12 protein-coding genes and 1 other RNA gene are annotated in these 16,068 nt (G+C 42.0%); 2 read left to right on the top strand and 11 right to left on the bottom strand.

Features of this window, described 5'->3' with window-relative positions; translation table 11 throughout:
* Positions 1–12: 12 nt before the first annotated feature.
* The 9 genes from ACRQQK_RS20710 to smpB form a co-directional block, all read right to left on the bottom strand.
* A complete protein-coding gene (locus ACRQQK_RS20710) occupies positions 13–3,384 on the bottom strand; it encodes a type I restriction endonuclease subunit R (protein WP_457514551.1) in 3,372 nt (1,123 codons plus the stop codon).
* A 101-nt stretch (positions 3,385–3,485) separates the two neighbouring features.
* Positions 3,486–4,682, bottom strand: coding sequence for a restriction endonuclease subunit S (locus ACRQQK_RS20715; RefSeq protein WP_457514553.1), 1,197 nt, complete (start codon positions 4,680–4,682; stop codon positions 3,486–3,488).
* Between the two features lie 3 nt (positions 4,683–4,685).
* Positions 4,686–6,353 carry an N-6 DNA methylase gene (locus ACRQQK_RS20720; protein WP_457514555.1) on the bottom strand — a complete coding sequence of 556 codons (1,668 nt, stop codon included), beginning with the start codon at positions 6,351–6,353 and terminating at the stop codon, positions 4,686–4,688.
* A 196-nt stretch (positions 6,354–6,549) separates the two neighbouring features.
* Positions 6,550–8,955: a hypothetical protein gene (locus ACRQQK_RS20725; protein ID WP_457514557.1), complete on the bottom strand. Its 2,406-nt coding sequence runs from the start codon at positions 8,953–8,955 to the stop codon at positions 6,550–6,552.
* Between the two features lie 137 nt (positions 8,956–9,092).
* Complete coding sequence (locus ACRQQK_RS20730) at positions 9,093–9,362, bottom strand: helix-turn-helix transcriptional regulator (RefSeq protein WP_020431431.1); 270 nt, start codon at positions 9,360–9,362, stop codon at positions 9,093–9,095.
* 140 nt (positions 9,363–9,502) lie between these two features.
* Positions 9,503–10,447: a hypothetical protein gene (locus tag ACRQQK_RS20735; RefSeq protein ID WP_457514559.1), complete on the bottom strand. Its 945-nt coding sequence runs from the start codon at positions 10,445–10,447 to the stop codon at positions 9,503–9,505.
* Between the two features lie 4 nt (positions 10,448–10,451).
* Positions 10,452–11,678, bottom strand: a complete 1,227-nt coding sequence (locus ACRQQK_RS20740) for an integrase domain-containing protein (protein ID WP_457514561.1) — start codon at positions 11,676–11,678, stop codon at positions 10,452–10,454.
* Between the two features lie 183 nt (positions 11,679–11,861).
* Positions 11,862–12,229, bottom strand: a transfer-messenger RNA (tmRNA) gene (gene ssrA, locus ACRQQK_RS20745).
* Positions 12,230–12,296: 67 nt separating this feature from the next.
* Positions 12,297–12,782, bottom strand: coding sequence for an SsrA-binding protein SmpB (smpB, locus tag ACRQQK_RS20750; protein WP_112404473.1), 486 nt, complete (start codon positions 12,780–12,782; stop codon positions 12,297–12,299).
* A gap of 171 nt (positions 12,783–12,953) precedes the next feature.
* On the opposite strand from smpB, the gene ACRQQK_RS20755 reads away from it, so the two are divergent.
* Together ACRQQK_RS20755 and ACRQQK_RS20760 are read left to right on the top strand one after the other, a co-directional pair.
* On the top strand, positions 12,954–13,385 hold the full coding sequence (locus ACRQQK_RS20755; RefSeq protein WP_112404474.1) for an SRPBCC family protein: 432 nt from the start codon (positions 12,954–12,956) through the stop codon (positions 13,383–13,385).
* Positions 13,385–13,699: an RnfH family protein gene (locus tag ACRQQK_RS20760; RefSeq protein WP_112404475.1), complete on the top strand. Its 315-nt coding sequence runs from the start codon at positions 13,385–13,387 to the stop codon at positions 13,697–13,699. Before ACRQQK_RS20755 ends, ACRQQK_RS20760 begins: the two co-directional genes overlap by 1 nt.
* Positions 13,700–13,791: 92 nt before the next feature.
* On the opposite strand, the gene bamE is transcribed toward ACRQQK_RS20760, so the two are convergent.
* Both bamE and recN read right to left on the bottom strand, forming a co-directional pair.
* The gene (bamE, locus tag ACRQQK_RS20765) at positions 13,792–14,151 is read right to left on the bottom strand and encodes an outer membrane protein assembly factor BamE (protein ID WP_102968329.1); all 360 of its coding nucleotides are present in this window, start codon (positions 14,149–14,151) and stop codon (positions 13,792–13,794) included.
* Positions 14,152–14,303: 152 nt separating this feature from the next.
* Positions 14,304–15,968 carry a DNA repair protein RecN gene (recN, locus tag ACRQQK_RS20770; RefSeq protein WP_112404476.1) on the bottom strand — a complete coding sequence of 555 codons (1,665 nt, stop codon included), beginning with the start codon at positions 15,966–15,968 and terminating at the stop codon, positions 14,304–14,306.
* Positions 15,969–16,068 lie beyond the last annotated feature (100 nt).

Genomic DNA, 16,068 nt, shown 5'->3' on the forward strand with positions numbered 1-16,068 from the left:
TGAAGCAAAGGCTCAGTTGTTCAGCATAATACTGAAAATTTCAGCAGAGTGCTGACGTGCTACCGTCATATCCCAGCCTCCAAGACCACGTAAAATAGTCCTGATTGTTTTTTTGATCTCATTATGAATATCAGTCTGTTTTTTCCATATCGGTGACAACATGACTTCAGCGATATCAGGGTGGCTAAAGATGCCTTTAGTCCATGCCAAAGCTTCTGCTTCCTCTACCTGCTTTTCCAAGTAGTTGAACACGGCTCGCTCTGTTGCTGTTCCCAGGCCCATTTCAGATGGCTTGGCATCTTTATCACGAACACGCTGAGCAAAAAGCTCTAGCTGTTCAAGGAATAGAGCTTGTTCAATACGTCCTTCACGTTCATCTTGGATAAGCTTTTCTAGCTCTTCTTCCAAGTCACCAAAGAAGGCAGGATCTTTACCTTTACCCGTCTTGATGGTGTGCTTGAGTTTGTTCTTCATGACCAATGCTGCACTTCCTGCACTTTTTTGTTTGCGGAGTAGATCCATATCCGCAGCATCCAGAATTGAAACTTCACGACCTAGCAAGCTCTTAACTTCACTTGCTTCTATATGCTCGTCGAGCATGTTTTTAAGCAGCTCAGATTCAGATGCGGTGATGCGAACCGTATCAGCACTCTCAGGCATTTTGTTGCGCAGTTGGAGTTTTATCTCATTCAGCACTTTGAAGTAAGGCTGATATTTAGATGCGCGTTCGTCGGGTAACACGATATCTAAGCGGCTATTGAATCCAGCGAGAGCAACGAGGAAGTCTTCAACAATATCTAGACGAGTATCTGGGTCTAGGTAGAGATCGGCATCCTCTTTGTAAGGTTCTGGTTGCTTCACGGGATTGTGCTTTTTCGGAAGAATGTCTAACACTTTTGTCAAAGCTGATTGAAGACGTGGTAACTCCGCTTCTACGTCCGTCCATACTTGATCGGGTTGTACGTCACCCCCATAAACTTTCAGCGCTTCATCTAGGTACTCAACTACACCGAAATAATCGACAATGTAACCCGCTTTCTTACCTTTTCGAGTTCGGTTTACACGAGCAATAGCCTGAAGCAAAGTATGTTCTTTTAGCGGTTTATCCAAATATAGAGTGCTGACAATAGGAGCATCCCAGCCAGTTAACAGCATGTCAGAAACGATGATTAACCCAATGTTGTTAAACTTGGTTTCTTCTTTGGTATTAGCAGACTCATCACCATAAGGCAGCTTAAATTCATCATTCACGAAGCTTGGGATCTTTTCAGACGGTACGGCTATCGGTGTTTGGCCTTGTTTGAGTTCCCGTTTGATGCGCTCTTCGATAGTTTCAAGTTTTGATGTTGAGCCTGATGCATAGTGAGCTTGTTGTTCACTAATACCTGTGCGCTTATCGGTCATACTACCGAGAGAGATAACCACTCGGCTTTCAAAGGTCGGCAGACCTTTGTTTTGACGCTCCTGCACGATTTGGTTTAGTACGTCTTTATAGCGAACAGCCATATCACGCCCGTCACATACCAGCATGGCTTTAAAGCCGCGAGGCTTCACGCTTGATAGAAAATGTTCGACGAGATGGCGAGCATTCTCGTCAATACGCCCGATAGCACCACGACGTTTTTTGAGTAACTCTTGCTTTAGTTTCTTCTTACGGGCTAAAGGCTCATTACCAAATTCATCCTCAAAAGCTTGTTTTAGCTTTCCGTCGCTACCCCATTGCGCCATACCTTCAAGATATTTAATAGGCAGTGTCGCGCCATCTGCAACCGCCTCGTCGAGGCGGTAAGTATCGATGTATTCTTTACCGCCGAATGTACCCAGGGTTTCTTTATCGTCTTTAAAAAGCGGGGTGCCAGTAAATGCTATGAACTTGGCATTAGGTAAAGAAGCACGCATAAATGCAGCAAGGAATCCATACTGGCTGCGGTGAGCTTCATCAACCATCACGAAGAAGTTTGGCTTGGTACTCAGAACTCGAAAATCAACTTTCTCTTCGCTGATGAGTTCCCATTTGGCTTTTTTAGGGGTGCCATTAGCATCAGTTTGGCCGTGAAGAACATTGTTCTCCTTTAAAATCCAGCACTGTTCTTGCCCCGAATCATCTTTCCTCAAAACGCGTCTGACGCGACTTTTAGAATCTGCAATGGAATCCTCATCTTCAGACTCTTTTGCGGCCTGTATCTGCTTACCATCGCTTTCTTGAAACTTTTGAACGGTCGAAGTGAAAATGGTGCCGTAGTCATTGCTGAGCATGGCTTCTAGCCCTGCGACGGAGTCTGCTTTAATCGATTCAAGACCGACATTAGTAAAAGTATTATGGATCTGACGGTCAAGGTCAGTGCGGTCGGTAAGAATCAAAATACTTGGGTTATTGAAACCAGAAATTTCGGCTCGCATTAAACGGGCAAGTAGTGCCATCGTCAGTGATTTACCACTCCCTTGCGTATGCCAAACCACGCCGCCAAGTTTTTGGCCTAATAGCTGCGGGTCTTTACCCTGTAGACGAAGTAGCGTCTTTTCTACTGCACGCCACTGTTGGTAACGTGGCAACTTCTTGATCATGACGCCTTTCTCGATTTCATACATAGGATAGAAACAGACTAAACGCACGAAGCGGGAAGGCTCGAATAATGCCCACAGTAGCTTGTCTTGCTCTGTAGGTTTCTTTCCTAATTGATTTTCTAATTCGGTAAGAACAATGTTCTCGTCAGGCTTTTTCGGATCAAATTTGTAAGTTAGATAAAACTGTTCAGACGCATATATAGCGCCATATTTGGCTTGGCTGCGGTTAATGGCGGCACAAACCATATTAAAGGCAAAATGCTGTGTAAAGGTGCCTTGGTAGCCATCAATTTGTGCAATGCCTTTGCTGAGCTTAATTGAGCTGTTTTTACACTCAATCAAGCCAAGGGGTAAGCCATTAATAAATAAAAGTAAATCGGGTTTAAAAAGTTCATCGTTAGCATTTTTGCCGACGTACTGATCCACCACATGGAATAAGTTACCCTCGGCACCCGTTTGGTTGATAAAGCGGATGCTACGAGGCTGACCATTTTTGTCTTTTTGTTGCAGATTCGATTGAAACAGAACATGCTTCCAGAACGCATGGTTAGCCAGCATTAAGTCGCTGTTATGCTCAAACCATATGTCTCTGAGCTGTTTAATCGCTTTGTTTGCACCTTTCGGAACCTCGGCCAGCCAAGGGTTAAGGGCGTGTAGTCTGTCAGTTAACACTGACTCCAGAATAACAGGCTCAGTCTTGTGTGTTTGTTCTACATCTCGACCTTTAATGTGCTGATAACCAAGGGTTTTTAACCATTCAATCGCTGGGCGTTCTACCCCAACTAGCTCTGGATTCGATGATTCAGCCTGACCTGACATACCTTATTCCTTTATTTATTGTTATTCATTTTTTATTGTTCATTTAAATTACGTTTTTTGCTTTTCAGATGCCTTCGCTTGAAGGCATCATGAAGCAATCGCTAAGCGGCTTCAGTTTCCTCAACAGGAACTCGCCATTCGCCCGTAAGTAGCTTCTGCATCAAGCCTTTTTTAAGTTGTTGGGTTTCGGCTTTTTGTAGTTCGAGAAAATGCTTTTTTCTATCTACTTCATTCAGAATATCTACTATCATTATTTGTTCATTGATACTTGGCAAGCATACAAGCATAACGTGAAGTCGCTTTCCCTTGACTCCTAACACTGTACTGCCAGTAGCATTTTGGAGTAGCTCTTTTTGAAAATAGGTAGATAGCATAAAGTGTTTCAGGTACCCGCTATCTAGACAAATGTCGTCTTTGGGGCGAAACTTTATAACTCGTTGAGCAATGGCTACATCGGAGCGATCTATTAAGGCAACATTACCTAACGGAGCTTCTGTTGTGAATACAACGTCACCCAGCTTAGGTTTCCCACGACTCATAACGTCATCATATAGCTCTGATGGGATGTACTCTTTCGAGCATTCATAATCTATAAAGCCATTTTTTATATTTTTAGCAGTTACTAAAAATGTACCGCTTTCGACTTTTGGAGGAGTCTTTCCTCGATAATCAACATAATCAGTAACTTGGTTTAGCTTAAACAGTTTCCATGTTTTCGGGATATTGCCATATATGGAATCCTGAAACTCAGTATGCGGTTGCCACTCCCCGTTCTCGTCCTGAACACCGACACCTTCTGAAAACAGTTTTTGCATCAAACCTGTTTTTAGCTTTTCGGTTTCTGCAATTTTCTGGTCGATAAGGTCGATTTTCTTATCAACAGTTGAAAGGATTTCCGCTATTTTTTGTTGTTCTTTTTGGTCGCTTGGAGCTTTTAACATTTGAGCATAAATGTTATTTCGGCTCAGACTGGGAACACCTGTAGCTTCGTTCAGCTTCTCTATGTTTAAACTACTGAATACGTAATATAACCATTTAGTATCGCAATTTTTGGCTTCGACATAAAAAGTAGTATCGATTGTCCAGAACGGTTTATTTACATAGTGAATATTACCGATAGACCCTTTTCGTCCAAGAATGATACTCGGCTTATCGTATAAATAATCGTTGGTACTTCCAACTATGCCACCAGTGCCATAAATCGGGTAAATGCCATCATCTGAATCTATGCCTTTAGGAGATTTGCCGTAGTGTAAGGTGCAAAGCTCTTCTATTTTTGAGTCTCTCCAGTTATCCATAGTTTATACCTCAATAGATACTGAGTTGATGAGGTCTTTGAGCTTTGAGTCTACTTCACAAATCTTTTCGTCAATTTGAGCTAAGTTTCTAAGAGTGGTTGTAATACAAACTTTTTCTTCTTCATCTGAAGAATCGATATAGCGGCTGATATTGAGGTTAAAGTCATTCTGCTTGATTTCAACGATATCGACTACGCGTAGATATTTATCAACAGTGACAGCATCCAGTAGCTCCGAAAGTTTATCTTCCGTCTGATCTCCTGCATCAATTAGTGTTTGTTTCGCTTTGCTGTACTCGGTTGTGATGCGTTTGATATCACCTTCGCGAAGATAGTTCATCGCCTTGCCTTCACCAAACTCAGCAGATGCATCAACGAAAATCACTTTGTTCTTCAGTGCAGCAGGTTTGTCTTTATTGATGATTAAAACCGCAGCCGCAATGCCTGTGTTGAAGAAAAGTGCTGGCGGCAAACCAACGACACCTTCGATCAAGTCACCCTTAAATTCATCGTTGCCGATAAGCATACCTTTACGAATTTTACCCTCATCACCTTCACGGAAAAGTACACCGTGAGGGACGACAACGCCGATACGACCGTCATCTTTCGTTGAGGCAACCATATGCTGAACAAAGGCTAGATCTGCTTTAGTCCTCGGTGCAACGCCAAGGCCAAATCGACCATAAGGATCTTTAAGGTCAGTGCTGTATTTAACATTTCTCTCTTTGCCGTTATCGCCAACTATCTTGCCGCCATTCAATTCCAATGGTTCCCACCAGTCTTTGATTGAAAATGGAGGGTTGGCAATGACACGGTCGAACGTTTGAAGACCTTCGCCGTCTTTATGTAATGGGTTTACGAGAGTATCGCCGCGCTTAATGTCACCATCTAGGTTGTGCAGGAACATGTTGAGTTTGGCAATTGCCCATGTTCCTAGGTTCTTCTCCTGACCGTAAAGTTTACAGTTAGGTTTACCCATGATGGTGCCATTCTCGTAGTTTTCTTTAATGTGACGAGCGGATTCAACCAACATGCCGCCACACCCACAGGTCAAATCGTAAATCTCATGGCCTGGTTGTGGGTCAATCAGCTTAACAATAAGCTCTACCACTTCATGAGGGGTGTAGAACTCGCCACCTTTCTTACCAGCATCATCAGCAAATTTGCCAATCAAATACTCGTATGCATCTCCAAGTAGGTCGGCTTTGTAGAGGTTTTTATTGCCCAGCTTGTGTTGGTTAAAGTGGCGGAGCAGGCGAGTCAGTAGCTCATTGCTGAGCTTCTCTTTATCACCGAACTGAATGGCGGTAAGCACTTTTTCTAGTGATGGGTTTTGATGTTCGATTTCAGCAAAGGCTTCATCGATGTACTCACCAATATTTTCCGTTCTTTCGATCAGCTTGTTCCAACGTGCATACACAGGAACGAATTGCTCTGGGTTATCTTCCTGAATGAGCGCCATTGCTTCTTCAGCGTTGCAACCTTCCTCTTCCATCACGGCTTCTACACGCTCGTCAAATACGTCTGAAAGACGTTTTAAGAACAGGAGACCAAAGATATAGTTTTTGAAGTCTGAGCTATCTACAGTGCCACGCATGATGTTTGCGCTGCCCCAAAGCCATGTTTTTAGCTCTTCAAGGCTGATTTTTTCTACTGCGGTATTGTTTGTCATAAGAATCTCTTAAACGTTCACGGCTCGCTCAGAACCTTGGTTTGAGCGAAGAACAAAATTGTGGGCATTATAACGCAACAAGCTTCGATTGAGAGGCTTTAGATCCAGGAATTGAGCGCTGTAGTAAGATTATGATTTGATGTGGGATATTCCCTGCTACCTTCTGAGTGTCGTGGTAGCAGGGCAGTGTTGGTTGTTAAGCTGCGGACTTGGTAGTTTCAGATGGGGCTGTATAGTAAGCATAATTACGAGCGTTTTTATGCATTTCTACTTTTGCTTTCTTGCTACTGCTGCGGAATGTCCCAACTTCGAAGCCCAATGAGTTTAAGAGTCTTTTAAGGTATGACGTCGCCTTGTTTGGGTTTGCCTCCTGATGAAGAGGTTTGGTAATGTGTAAGCTATCTTTAAAAGCCCAGTTCAATAGCTTTCGGTTAACATAACAGGTTTTTACAATCTGGCGAACCTCATCTTTATGAATCCAAAAGGCGTCACCATCGACAGAAAATCCATACTTTTTCAAAATTCGGTCATAGATGAGATGAGCGATACGATGGTGCTTAGTTTCGATTTCCACTTTGTCACTAGAGCGATTCACGAACGGGAATGAATCAAACACACTTCGGTTGGCTAAGAACTTGAAGTGGAAGTGAACGTCATCTTCTGTAACCTTCTTCACTCCGTAATCCCGTTTGATCTGAAACTTAGTTAAAGAAGCGTTATCAGAAGACGTCCTTCTGTCTTTAGCCCATAACCAGGAAGCTTGTTCTTGAGTTAAATCAGGTGAGGATACAATCGCTTGCACTTCTAACTCTTTGTACGCTTTGGCTGCCAGAGTAACACTCTTTTGAGCAAACAGTTGTGCTGTAAAAGAGGATGGGGCCGATGTAGTCATGAAACCGAGTTCTTCCAACGTTAAATGTAAATGCAAGGCTAAAGGAGCGAAGAAGCGCTTTTTAACGTTGTTGAATGCAATGTTTAACTTGTCGGTTGGTTGAACATGGACTGTTGGTTTGTACGTCGTCTCTTTGGTATGTGGCGTAATGAAATCTTTGTATGCATCAACGGCAAACCAAATTTGTTTTGCTGTACGAAATCGACGTGCGAAATTAATCAGCTCTAAAGGTGTCAATGTCTTATCGCAGAAAACCACAACCTTGTTAGTAAAGTGCGTAGTAATTGAGAATCCTGAACTTAAGCAAGGAGATGCCATGATTGCTTTATACTTCTTAATCTCTTCGTTTGGATTCTCCAAAAAGGCTTTTTGAGCAGGCATGTCTTTATTGTGAGCGTGGATAATTAAGACACCGTCTTTTAGTGCTTCATCTTCACTATCTAGCTTATTAGTATCTTTATAGCCTAGTGATTGGGTAACCTGACGAAGTGTGACGAGAGAATCAAACAGGAACACTTTATCTTTCTTAGTAAGCCGCTCTTTAAGATAAACGTCAGAGAGGTACTGGTTTTTATCTGTGATCACCGCTTTGATTGAAGAATACGGGTTCTCAGTGCAATCCAATAGCGTCACTTCGCTTCTTAACTCTTTGATATAACCCAAGCTGATATCTGAAAGATCAGCATCACCCACAATCAATTGTGGGACATTACGAATGGCTTCTGACAAGCTTTCAAAAACTTGTTGCTTTGGCAACTGTTTACTTGGTTCAGAACATACGACAGTCGTCAGTACTTTTTCGAACTCATCAATGATAAGGATATCCGCCTGATTAAGCACAGAGCGAATATGAGATTTCCAAATGCTGTTTACAACAACCCCCATCGCATCCGCCTGTTCTAGCTCGCATAAATCTTGGTTGTAGCTGACTGCGAGATTGTCATTGCAGTATTGTTCGACCAGTGCAGTCAGGTAAGACAGGTAAACGATCTTCTTGTTTTTGCTTCGAGCCGCTTTCGCTAATGGACCAAATAGATGCTTGGTCTTCCCTGTGCCTGTTGCCGCTCTTACTGCAAGAGTTTTGCTGTCGTTGATAAGCTGTGAGCACAGCGGAGAGCGCAATGAATCAACGGTGATGGTCTTAGTTTGAAGAGTTGGAGACATGAATTTTCTCACTCTATTGCGATTCTGTTCGAGTTGCTCATCAAGTGCAGCTCTCAATAACTTAATACTCTGAACGCCCTGTAAATCTGACAGAAAGGTGTTAACACATGCCTCGGTTGTGCTGTTTGTCAGAGGAACAGTACGAATCAATTGTCTGGAAAGCCACTGCGATGTCTCTTTGCACGGTGATAGAGAGTTGCAAAGGGTTAGATAAGTCACAGTGCTTCTAAAGTTCTCTAGGCTGTAGTAAATCCCTGTCGCGCTATCTAACATTGGAACACGACTTCCACAGTAGTTGCTTTTCATTAATCTAGCCGTTTGAGTCGGGAACAGCTTTGAATCGGCGACTAATGTAATCGTATAGCCAGCATCTAGATAATATCTGACGACATCCATCGCATTGCTTCTGTCGTTGCGTAGAGCAACGACTCGATGATCATTCGAGCGATGCTGAAGGAACGGGTCGAGCATAATGAAAACCGACTTAGCTTTTGAGGTTTGAAGTAGAGTGTGTTCTGTAGCTTGAGATTGCGCGATGACGTTCATTTATTCTAATTCCTGCTTGAACGTAAAAGTGCAAAATTTCTAGATAATATATATAACTAAAAAATTCTGCACTTCTACCAGCATGCTAAAGCATGCAGTAAACAATTGATTTATTTGTGCTTAGTGAGAATTTTTAGTTATGCGGCTAGTGCATAGAGACTGTTGTCGAAAAGAGACTGTCTTTGCTCAACAAGATGAGAAACAGTTTGCTGTAGATCTTTGCCTAGTGCCATGGCTGCGATAATTGCATCGACCTCATGAGACAAGAAACCAACAGAGTTTGCGCCTAAAGGAATTGACGGTGGGAAAGTTCCATCATTGATTTTGCGATGGAGAGTCGCTCTTGAGAAGGGTACGCGTTGTAGAACGTCAGATTTACGTACGATTTTGATTTGTTGTTCAGTCATAACTAACACCTTTGTTATTTTTTAATTTTTCGTTTGTGTTAAAGACCGCTGGCCAGCGACGGAATTGAAGTTATGACAAGTGATTGGTCAAAAACAGAGGGGGGTTCTTGACCAATCGTTAATTTAGAGAGTTTTTCTTCTTATTTATTTGATTTTAAAGGTTTTGTTAATGAAAAGAAGTTGGAAAACACAGCTTCAGCTTCAAGATCATCAGAATATGACAAGCTAGGCAGTTTGTTTATGGACTGAGATGAGTAGTACTTCCGTAGGTTATCTCTGTAACGTTTGAACTCATTATGTCTTTCAGAAAAACCGATCTCTGATAATCTAATCATCCATGGGTAATCAGATTTTTTGTATAATTTCAGATGGTTATCAAAATTCATCAAAGACTGTATCGAACTTGGTGTTTCTTTTGATGGGAAACCTGAGTAATGAAGATGGGAATGTTCAACTACCTCATCAAAGCACGAAACCATGTCAAGGAAAAATTCCTTGTAAGATGATAAAAATGTAATGTCAAACTCGAAAATTCTTATCATGTTTTGATGGACCTCCCTTTTTGATTTGTTTCGCGCTTTGTAAAGAGTTAGCTCTGTTTGTTCTTTGTTCAGTTGGATAAAAGAGTAGTATTTTTTCTTGACTTGGCTTTTAGAAAGCTTAGTGATCTTTGTCACATTTGCGATTTTTTCATAGATCTTTTCTAAAGATTTTTCAGGAAAAATTTCTTTACCTAGCAAAACCATTCGATAAATATCCTCATCATCAATCTTTTTAGGCTTTTTGCTCTTTGTTAAGCCTAACTGATCTGAGTAGTCTCGCATTATTTGGTTAATTTCTTCGGCGTTTTCTGAACATAAAATATCTAGGGCAGCTGCAAATGTGTCATCGATTAAATACTGCAATTCTGTATAAACTCTTTCACTAGGCGCAGATTCGATTAGGCTAAATCCAAGATAGAGAAGAAAGAGAGCTGTATTTTCAGGAGTTTTTGTCCTGTCTTTAAGAATTCGTTCCCTGTGTTTATGTACAAATTTGTAGAGTGCAGAATCTTTATACGAAAGATCATCATATATTCTACTCATTGCCTTATCCCTTGTTCTTAGCAATTGTGTTGGCATTTTTAGAAGCATCAAGTATGAAATTACTCCACCATTCCATGATCTTGCGTCGTTCTTCCAAGTATTCAGCATTGTTGTAGATGTCACGAATCGTGTTCTTGTCTACGTGTGCTAAACACAGCTCAATAGCATCTTTGTTAAAGCCCTGTTCGTTGAGTGCTGTACTGCCAATGGAACGCATACCGTGACTTACTAGCTTTCCTTTCATTCCAGCACGTTTTAGTGCCGCGTTGACGCTCTGGCTGTTCATGTGCTGATCAACTGATGTTGAGCTAGGGAATACATAGCGTTGTCCGTAGGAAATAGGCTTCATAAAGTTTAAAAGTTGAATCGAAGCGTCTGAAAGAGGGATTTTGTGATCGCGCTTCATTTTCATTTTATCCTTGCTAATGACCCAAAGTTTGTTTTCGAAATCAATTTCACTCCATTCTGCAGCGGCACATTCAACAGGACGGGTCAGAGTGTGGAGTTGGAATTCAAAAGCGCAGCGGGTGGCAAGCTTGATATTGGCTAACGACATCGCTTGCATAAGAAGATGAAGTTCGTCTGGGCTGATAGTACTCATGTGATCAGCTTTCGACTTTTTAAAAGCATGCTTTATCCCGAATAGTGGGTTGGACTGAATCTTTCCGCAATTCACCGCGTAGTTCATCACTTCATTTATTCGCTGACATACTCGTTTAACTGTCTCTAATGCGCCCTTTGCTTCCACAGGCCGTAAGACTTGAATCACTATCGGGGCAGTTAATTCACTTATCGGCATGTTACCGAGGTTAGGAAAGATATGTAGCTCCAGAGAGCGCCAGATATCGCTGGCATAGTCTTCGGAAACGTCATGCTTTTTTACTTCAAACCATTCTTCGGCAACGGATTTAAGAGTTGATGACTGAGCTATCTGTGCGGTAATGAGTTGGTTATCTCTGTGGGTTTTTGGATCAATGCCTTCAGCGACTTGCTGGCGCATCTCTCTTGTTTTCTCTCTCGCAGATGCGAGAGTAATATCAGGAAATGCGCCGAGGCTGATGTTCTTACGTTTTTTAGTAGTTGGATGGATGTAGTTGAAAATCCAAAGTTTTGCGCCATTCGGCTTTATACGTAAGTACAGACCATTGCCATCTGCAAGCGAATACTCTTTCTCTAAGGGCTTAGCTTTGGTTACTTGAGTTGGTGATAAAGGCTTGATTTGCTTAGCCATTTTAATAGTTCCTTTCTGATGTAACACCAATTTGTGTTGTTATTGGTTAGTGTTACGCAGAATGTTACTAAATGACTGAGATTAAGTGAATCTCGATGAGACGCCCTGAACCACTTAAAGCTAGATAGGACAAGGGTTTAGAAAAGAAAACGGGACGTCCTGAGACGTCCCGTTACTAGTGATTGGTGGAGCTGGCGGGATTTGAACCCGCGTCCGAAAATCATTCATCATTGGTACTACATGCTTAGTCGATCTTTAATTTCGCCACCCACCTGCGAACCGACACGCTAATGAATGACTATCCTGAATTATAATTCGCTGTTCATCTCTCAGGCTGGAGAATCCGAGCTAGCTTGTTTGGGTTTGACTCTTTGTTATTCCCCGTCTTACGAGCGGAAGCTAGGGCAAAGAGGCTCTTAGCAGGGTATTAAGCTGCTAGTGCGTAGTTTTCGTCGTTTGCGACTATTTTTTTGCGGTTTGTTAACGAGGCCTACCGCACCTCGGCATGCACCTCAGACTTCAAAATTCCCGTCGAATCCAGAATCAGCCCCAAGGTTGTTGATGCATAGTACCAGAAAAGCATTGCCTGTCTAGCGCTGTGCGTCTGTTTGGTCAAGATTAACGCAATGAGCTCTTCATTACGCGTGCTTTCTCTCTCGCCCAATCTTTTTCTTTTAAATCATCACGTTTATCGTGAAGCTTTTTACCTTTCGAAACGCCAACTTTGAGTTTTACCCAAGAGCGAGACCAGTAAAGAGACAACGCTGTTAAAGTCATACCTTCACGGTTAATTCGACCGAATAGGTTGTCGAGTTCACGACGGCTTAATAACAGTTTACGTACACGAGTAGGGTTAGCAACAACATGCGTTGAGGCTTGTTGTAGCGGAGTAATAGTCATTCCAGAAATAAAAGCTTCTCCGTCTCGCATGAAAACATAGCTTTCAGCGATATTCGCTTTGCCTTGACGAAGAGATTTAACTTCCCAGCCTTGTAGCTCAAGCCCTGCTTCTACTTCATCTTCAATAAAGTATTCATGGCGAGCTTTTTTATTAAGCGCGATAGTGTTGCTACCCGCTTTTGTCTTTGAATTTTTCTTTACCATAGTGGGCGCATTATACGGATTTGGTGAATAGATAGGAAATGCTTTTCTTTGCGTAGCATAAGGTTAACTGCGTTGTCTAACAAGTAGCAATGTGCGTTTACTTGAGGTGACATAAGTATGACAGTACAATCAGCGCTAACCGATATGTCCGGGCAAAGATGAGGAGTAAAGATGAAACAAATTAGTCGTTCTGCGTTGGTGTCGTTTAGTGCAGAGCAGATGTTTCATTTAGTTAATGATGTCGCTCGCTACCCTGAATTTTTGCCGGGTTGCTCAGGTTCTCGTGTATTGGAATCATCGCCAGAGGCTATGGTCGCGTCTGTTGATGTGTCTAAAGCCGGTATTAGCAAAACATTTACTACATCAAACGAGTTGCGTCATGGTGAGTCGATTATGATGAATTTGGTTGATGGCCCATTTAAAACCTTACGTGGTGGGTGGCATTTTACGCCACTGGACGAGCAGGCTTGTAAGGTCGAACTGAAGTTAGAGTTTGAGTTTTCGAGCAAAATGATTGAACTGGCGTTTGGTAAAATTTTTAATGAGCTGACCAGTAACATGGTTAATGCTTTCACAAAACGAGCAAAGCAGGTGTACGCATAATGAGTATTGAATCGGATATTATTCATGTTGATGTGGTTTATGCCTTGCCGCATGAGCAACGAGTTCTGAATCTTGTCGTAAACAAAGACATGACGGTAGAAGAGATCATTCAGACGTCTGGTATTTTGTCCATGTATCCAGAGATTGACTTGAAAGCAAACAAAGTGGGCGTGTTTAGCCGCAATGTGAAGCTTGACTCGACAGTTCGTGACAGAGACAGAATTGAGATTTACCGCCCGTTATTGGCTGACCCGAAAGAAATTCGCCGTAAGCGAGTAGAGCAGCAAAGAGCTCAAGCAGCCAGTTCGAAATAATGTATGTGTATAAAAAAGAGCTTGTATGAAACAAGCTCTTTTTTGTATTTAGGACCTGAAATTCTTTAGAGAAACCTTATATGGGAATTACTCTAGTTGATGCCTTCGAAAAACGAATCACCAGCTGGAAAATCCCCAGAAACGTTGGTCAATGTACCCGCAGGGTTGAAACTGACGATAAGGTTTTTTTGTTCAGAATCTTTGTGCCCTTCAGTATGGTGATAGATGTAGTACCAAGTATCAGGGTAACCATTTTCTACCAACATTGGTGATCCAAGAACGAAACGTACCTGCTCTTTGCTCATACCAAATTTCAATTTATTTACGGATTCTTGTTCAACATAGTTGCCTTGGTTGATGTCGATTCGATAAACCAATTTTTCTAGTAATGAGCAGCCAGACAAGGTAGTCACTGCTAGGGGAATGGCAATAAGCCATTTGGTAAACTGCATATTCAAACTTCTATAAACCGTAAAATAAAACTCGCAAGATAATAAACAAGCTCACAGCGAATGTAAAAACATCAAATCACTATGAGCTAATTGAGACTACGAATTTTGAATTTGGTTGCAAAGCGTAGACAAAAAATCGCGACTTTTGTGTGCTATGCAGCAATTAACAGCTCTTTTGCGTTGGCTAGCGTCGATTCAGTAATCTGACTACCACCGAGCAGACGTGCTAGTTCAGAGACTCGTTGTTCGTTATCGAGTTTCACCATCTGCGTTTCGGTTTTACCGCCTTTGGTTTGTTTTGCAACAAACATTTGGTTATGACCGCAACCCGCAACTTGAGGTAAGTGAGTTACACAAAGAACCTGAGTAGATTCGCCCAGTTTTCTCAACATTTTACCAACGACTGCCGCAGTTGGACCTGAAATCCCCACATCTACTTCATCAAAGATCAAGCTAGGTGTATCCACTTTCTGTGCAGTGATCACTTGGATAGCGAGTGATATACGTGAAAGCTCACCACCCGATGCCACTTTCGCAATAGGTTGAAGCGGTTGACCTGCGTTGGTTGACACCAAGAAGGTCACAGAGTCGATACCTAATGGAGTTGGGTGACCTAATTGGCTACTAATATCAATCTTGAATTGGGCTTTCTCCATGCTCAATTCATGCATACTTTGACTAATGAGTTTATCCAGATCTTTAGCGTAGCGTATGCGAGATTTATTTAACTTCTCAGCTTGAGTAAGAAACGCTTGATACTGTTTCGCAACATCAGCTTCCAGTTCAGAGAGCTTTTCATCAGAGCTATCAAGTTGCTCAATTTGTTTGAGTAGGTCTTGATGATGCTGATACAACTCTTCAGGGAGAACGTGATGCTTACGTGAAAGAGACATAATCTTTGAGTAGCGTTCTTCTACATAAGCCATGCGCTCAGGGTCTACATCAATATGATCGAGGTATGAGCGAAGTTCATTATTTGCTTCTTCCAACTGAATAATCGCTTCGGCAATCATATTTGGTAGCGCTGAAAGCGAGCTGTCCATTTCTGCTAGTTCAATTAAGGTATGACTGGTGGACTGTAATAAGCTTAGAGCGTTAACTTCTTCGCCTTCATCAATCAAAGTGATCGCTTTTTGGCAATTCAAAGCAAGATCACCGCTGTTAGATAAGCGCTTATGCTCTTGTTCTATTTCGTTGTACTCTTCTTCACCAATTGAAAGTTCATTCAGTTCTTTAATTTGGTATTCCAAAAGTTGTAATTGTGCTTGGTTTTGTAAGCGGTTTTCTTTGAGCTGCTTCAGTTGGCTATTCGACTGTCGCCAGTTTTGGTAACTGATACGAGTACTTTCCAACAGGCTTGTGTGGTTAGCATATTGATCCAACATTGCCAATTGTTGCTCTGGCTTCATCAGTTGCTGATGCGCATGTTGACCATGGATATTAATCAGTAACTGACCTAGCGCTTTTAGTTGTGATCCCGGAACAGGACTACCGTTGATAAATGCACGTGAACGACCATCTTTAGTAATGGTTCTACGCAGTATGCAGTCTTTGCCGTCCAGCAGGTCATTATCTTCCAACCAGCGGGTGGCGTTAATATTGTTGTCTAGGATGAATGAAGCGCTGACTTCGGTTTTGTCTTCACCTTGTCGAACCATACTCGCTTCTGAACGGCCACCAAGACATAAGCTTAGAGCGTCAATAGCAATAGATTTACCAGCGCCTGTTTCGCCAGTAATGGTCGTCATTCCTTGTGAAAGCTCAAGCTGCAAAGATTTCACGATTGCAAAGTTGTTTACGCTTAAATGAGCCAGCATTTTTCGTCACCTGTACAATTAAATAATACTGTATTTTTGAACAGTATATACTGTTTCTTTATACAGTAAAGATGGCTGTGTGAAAATTTTTAGTGTTGGA

It is taken from the genome of Vibrio sp. C8 (genome assembly GCF_054051265.1).

Coding starts and splice junctions, on each gene's coding strand:
- ACRQQK_RS20735 (WP_457514559.1), bottom strand. CDS start 10,447: ATGAGTAGAATATATGATGATCTTTCGTATAAAGATTCTGCACTCTAC.
- ACRQQK_RS20720 (WP_457514555.1), bottom strand. CDS start 6,353: ATGACAAACAATACCGCAGTAGAAAAAATCAGCCTTGAAGAGCTAAAA.
- ACRQQK_RS20760 (WP_112404475.1), top strand. CDS start 13,385: ATGAGTATTGAATCGGATATTATTCATGTTGATGTGGTTTATGCCTTG.
- ACRQQK_RS20740 (WP_457514561.1), bottom strand. CDS start 11,678: ATGGCTAAGCAAATCAAGCCTTTATCACCAACTCAAGTAACCAAAGCT.
- ACRQQK_RS20755 (WP_112404474.1), top strand. CDS start 12,954: ATGAAACAAATTAGTCGTTCTGCGTTGGTGTCGTTTAGTGCAGAGCAG.
- smpB (WP_112404473.1), bottom strand. CDS start 12,782: ATGGTAAAGAAAAATTCAAAGACAAAAGCGGGTAGCAACACTATCGCG.
- ACRQQK_RS20710 (WP_457514551.1), bottom strand. CDS start 3,384: ATGTCAGGTCAGGCTGAATCATCGAATCCAGAGCTAGTTGGGGTAGAA.
- ACRQQK_RS20725 (WP_457514557.1), bottom strand. CDS start 8,955: ATGAACGTCATCGCGCAATCTCAAGCTACAGAACACACTCTACTTCAA.
- ACRQQK_RS20730 (WP_020431431.1), bottom strand. CDS start 9,362: ATGACTGAACAACAAATCAAAATCGTACGTAAATCTGACGTTCTACAA.
- ACRQQK_RS20715 (WP_457514553.1), bottom strand. CDS start 4,682: ATGGATAACTGGAGAGACTCAAAAATAGAAGAGCTTTGCACCTTACAC.
- recN (WP_112404476.1), bottom strand. CDS start 15,968: ATGCTGGCTCATTTAAGCGTAAACAACTTTGCAATCGTGAAATCTTTG.
- bamE (WP_102968329.1), bottom strand. CDS start 14,151: ATGCAGTTTACCAAATGGCTTATTGCCATTCCCCTAGCAGTGACTACC.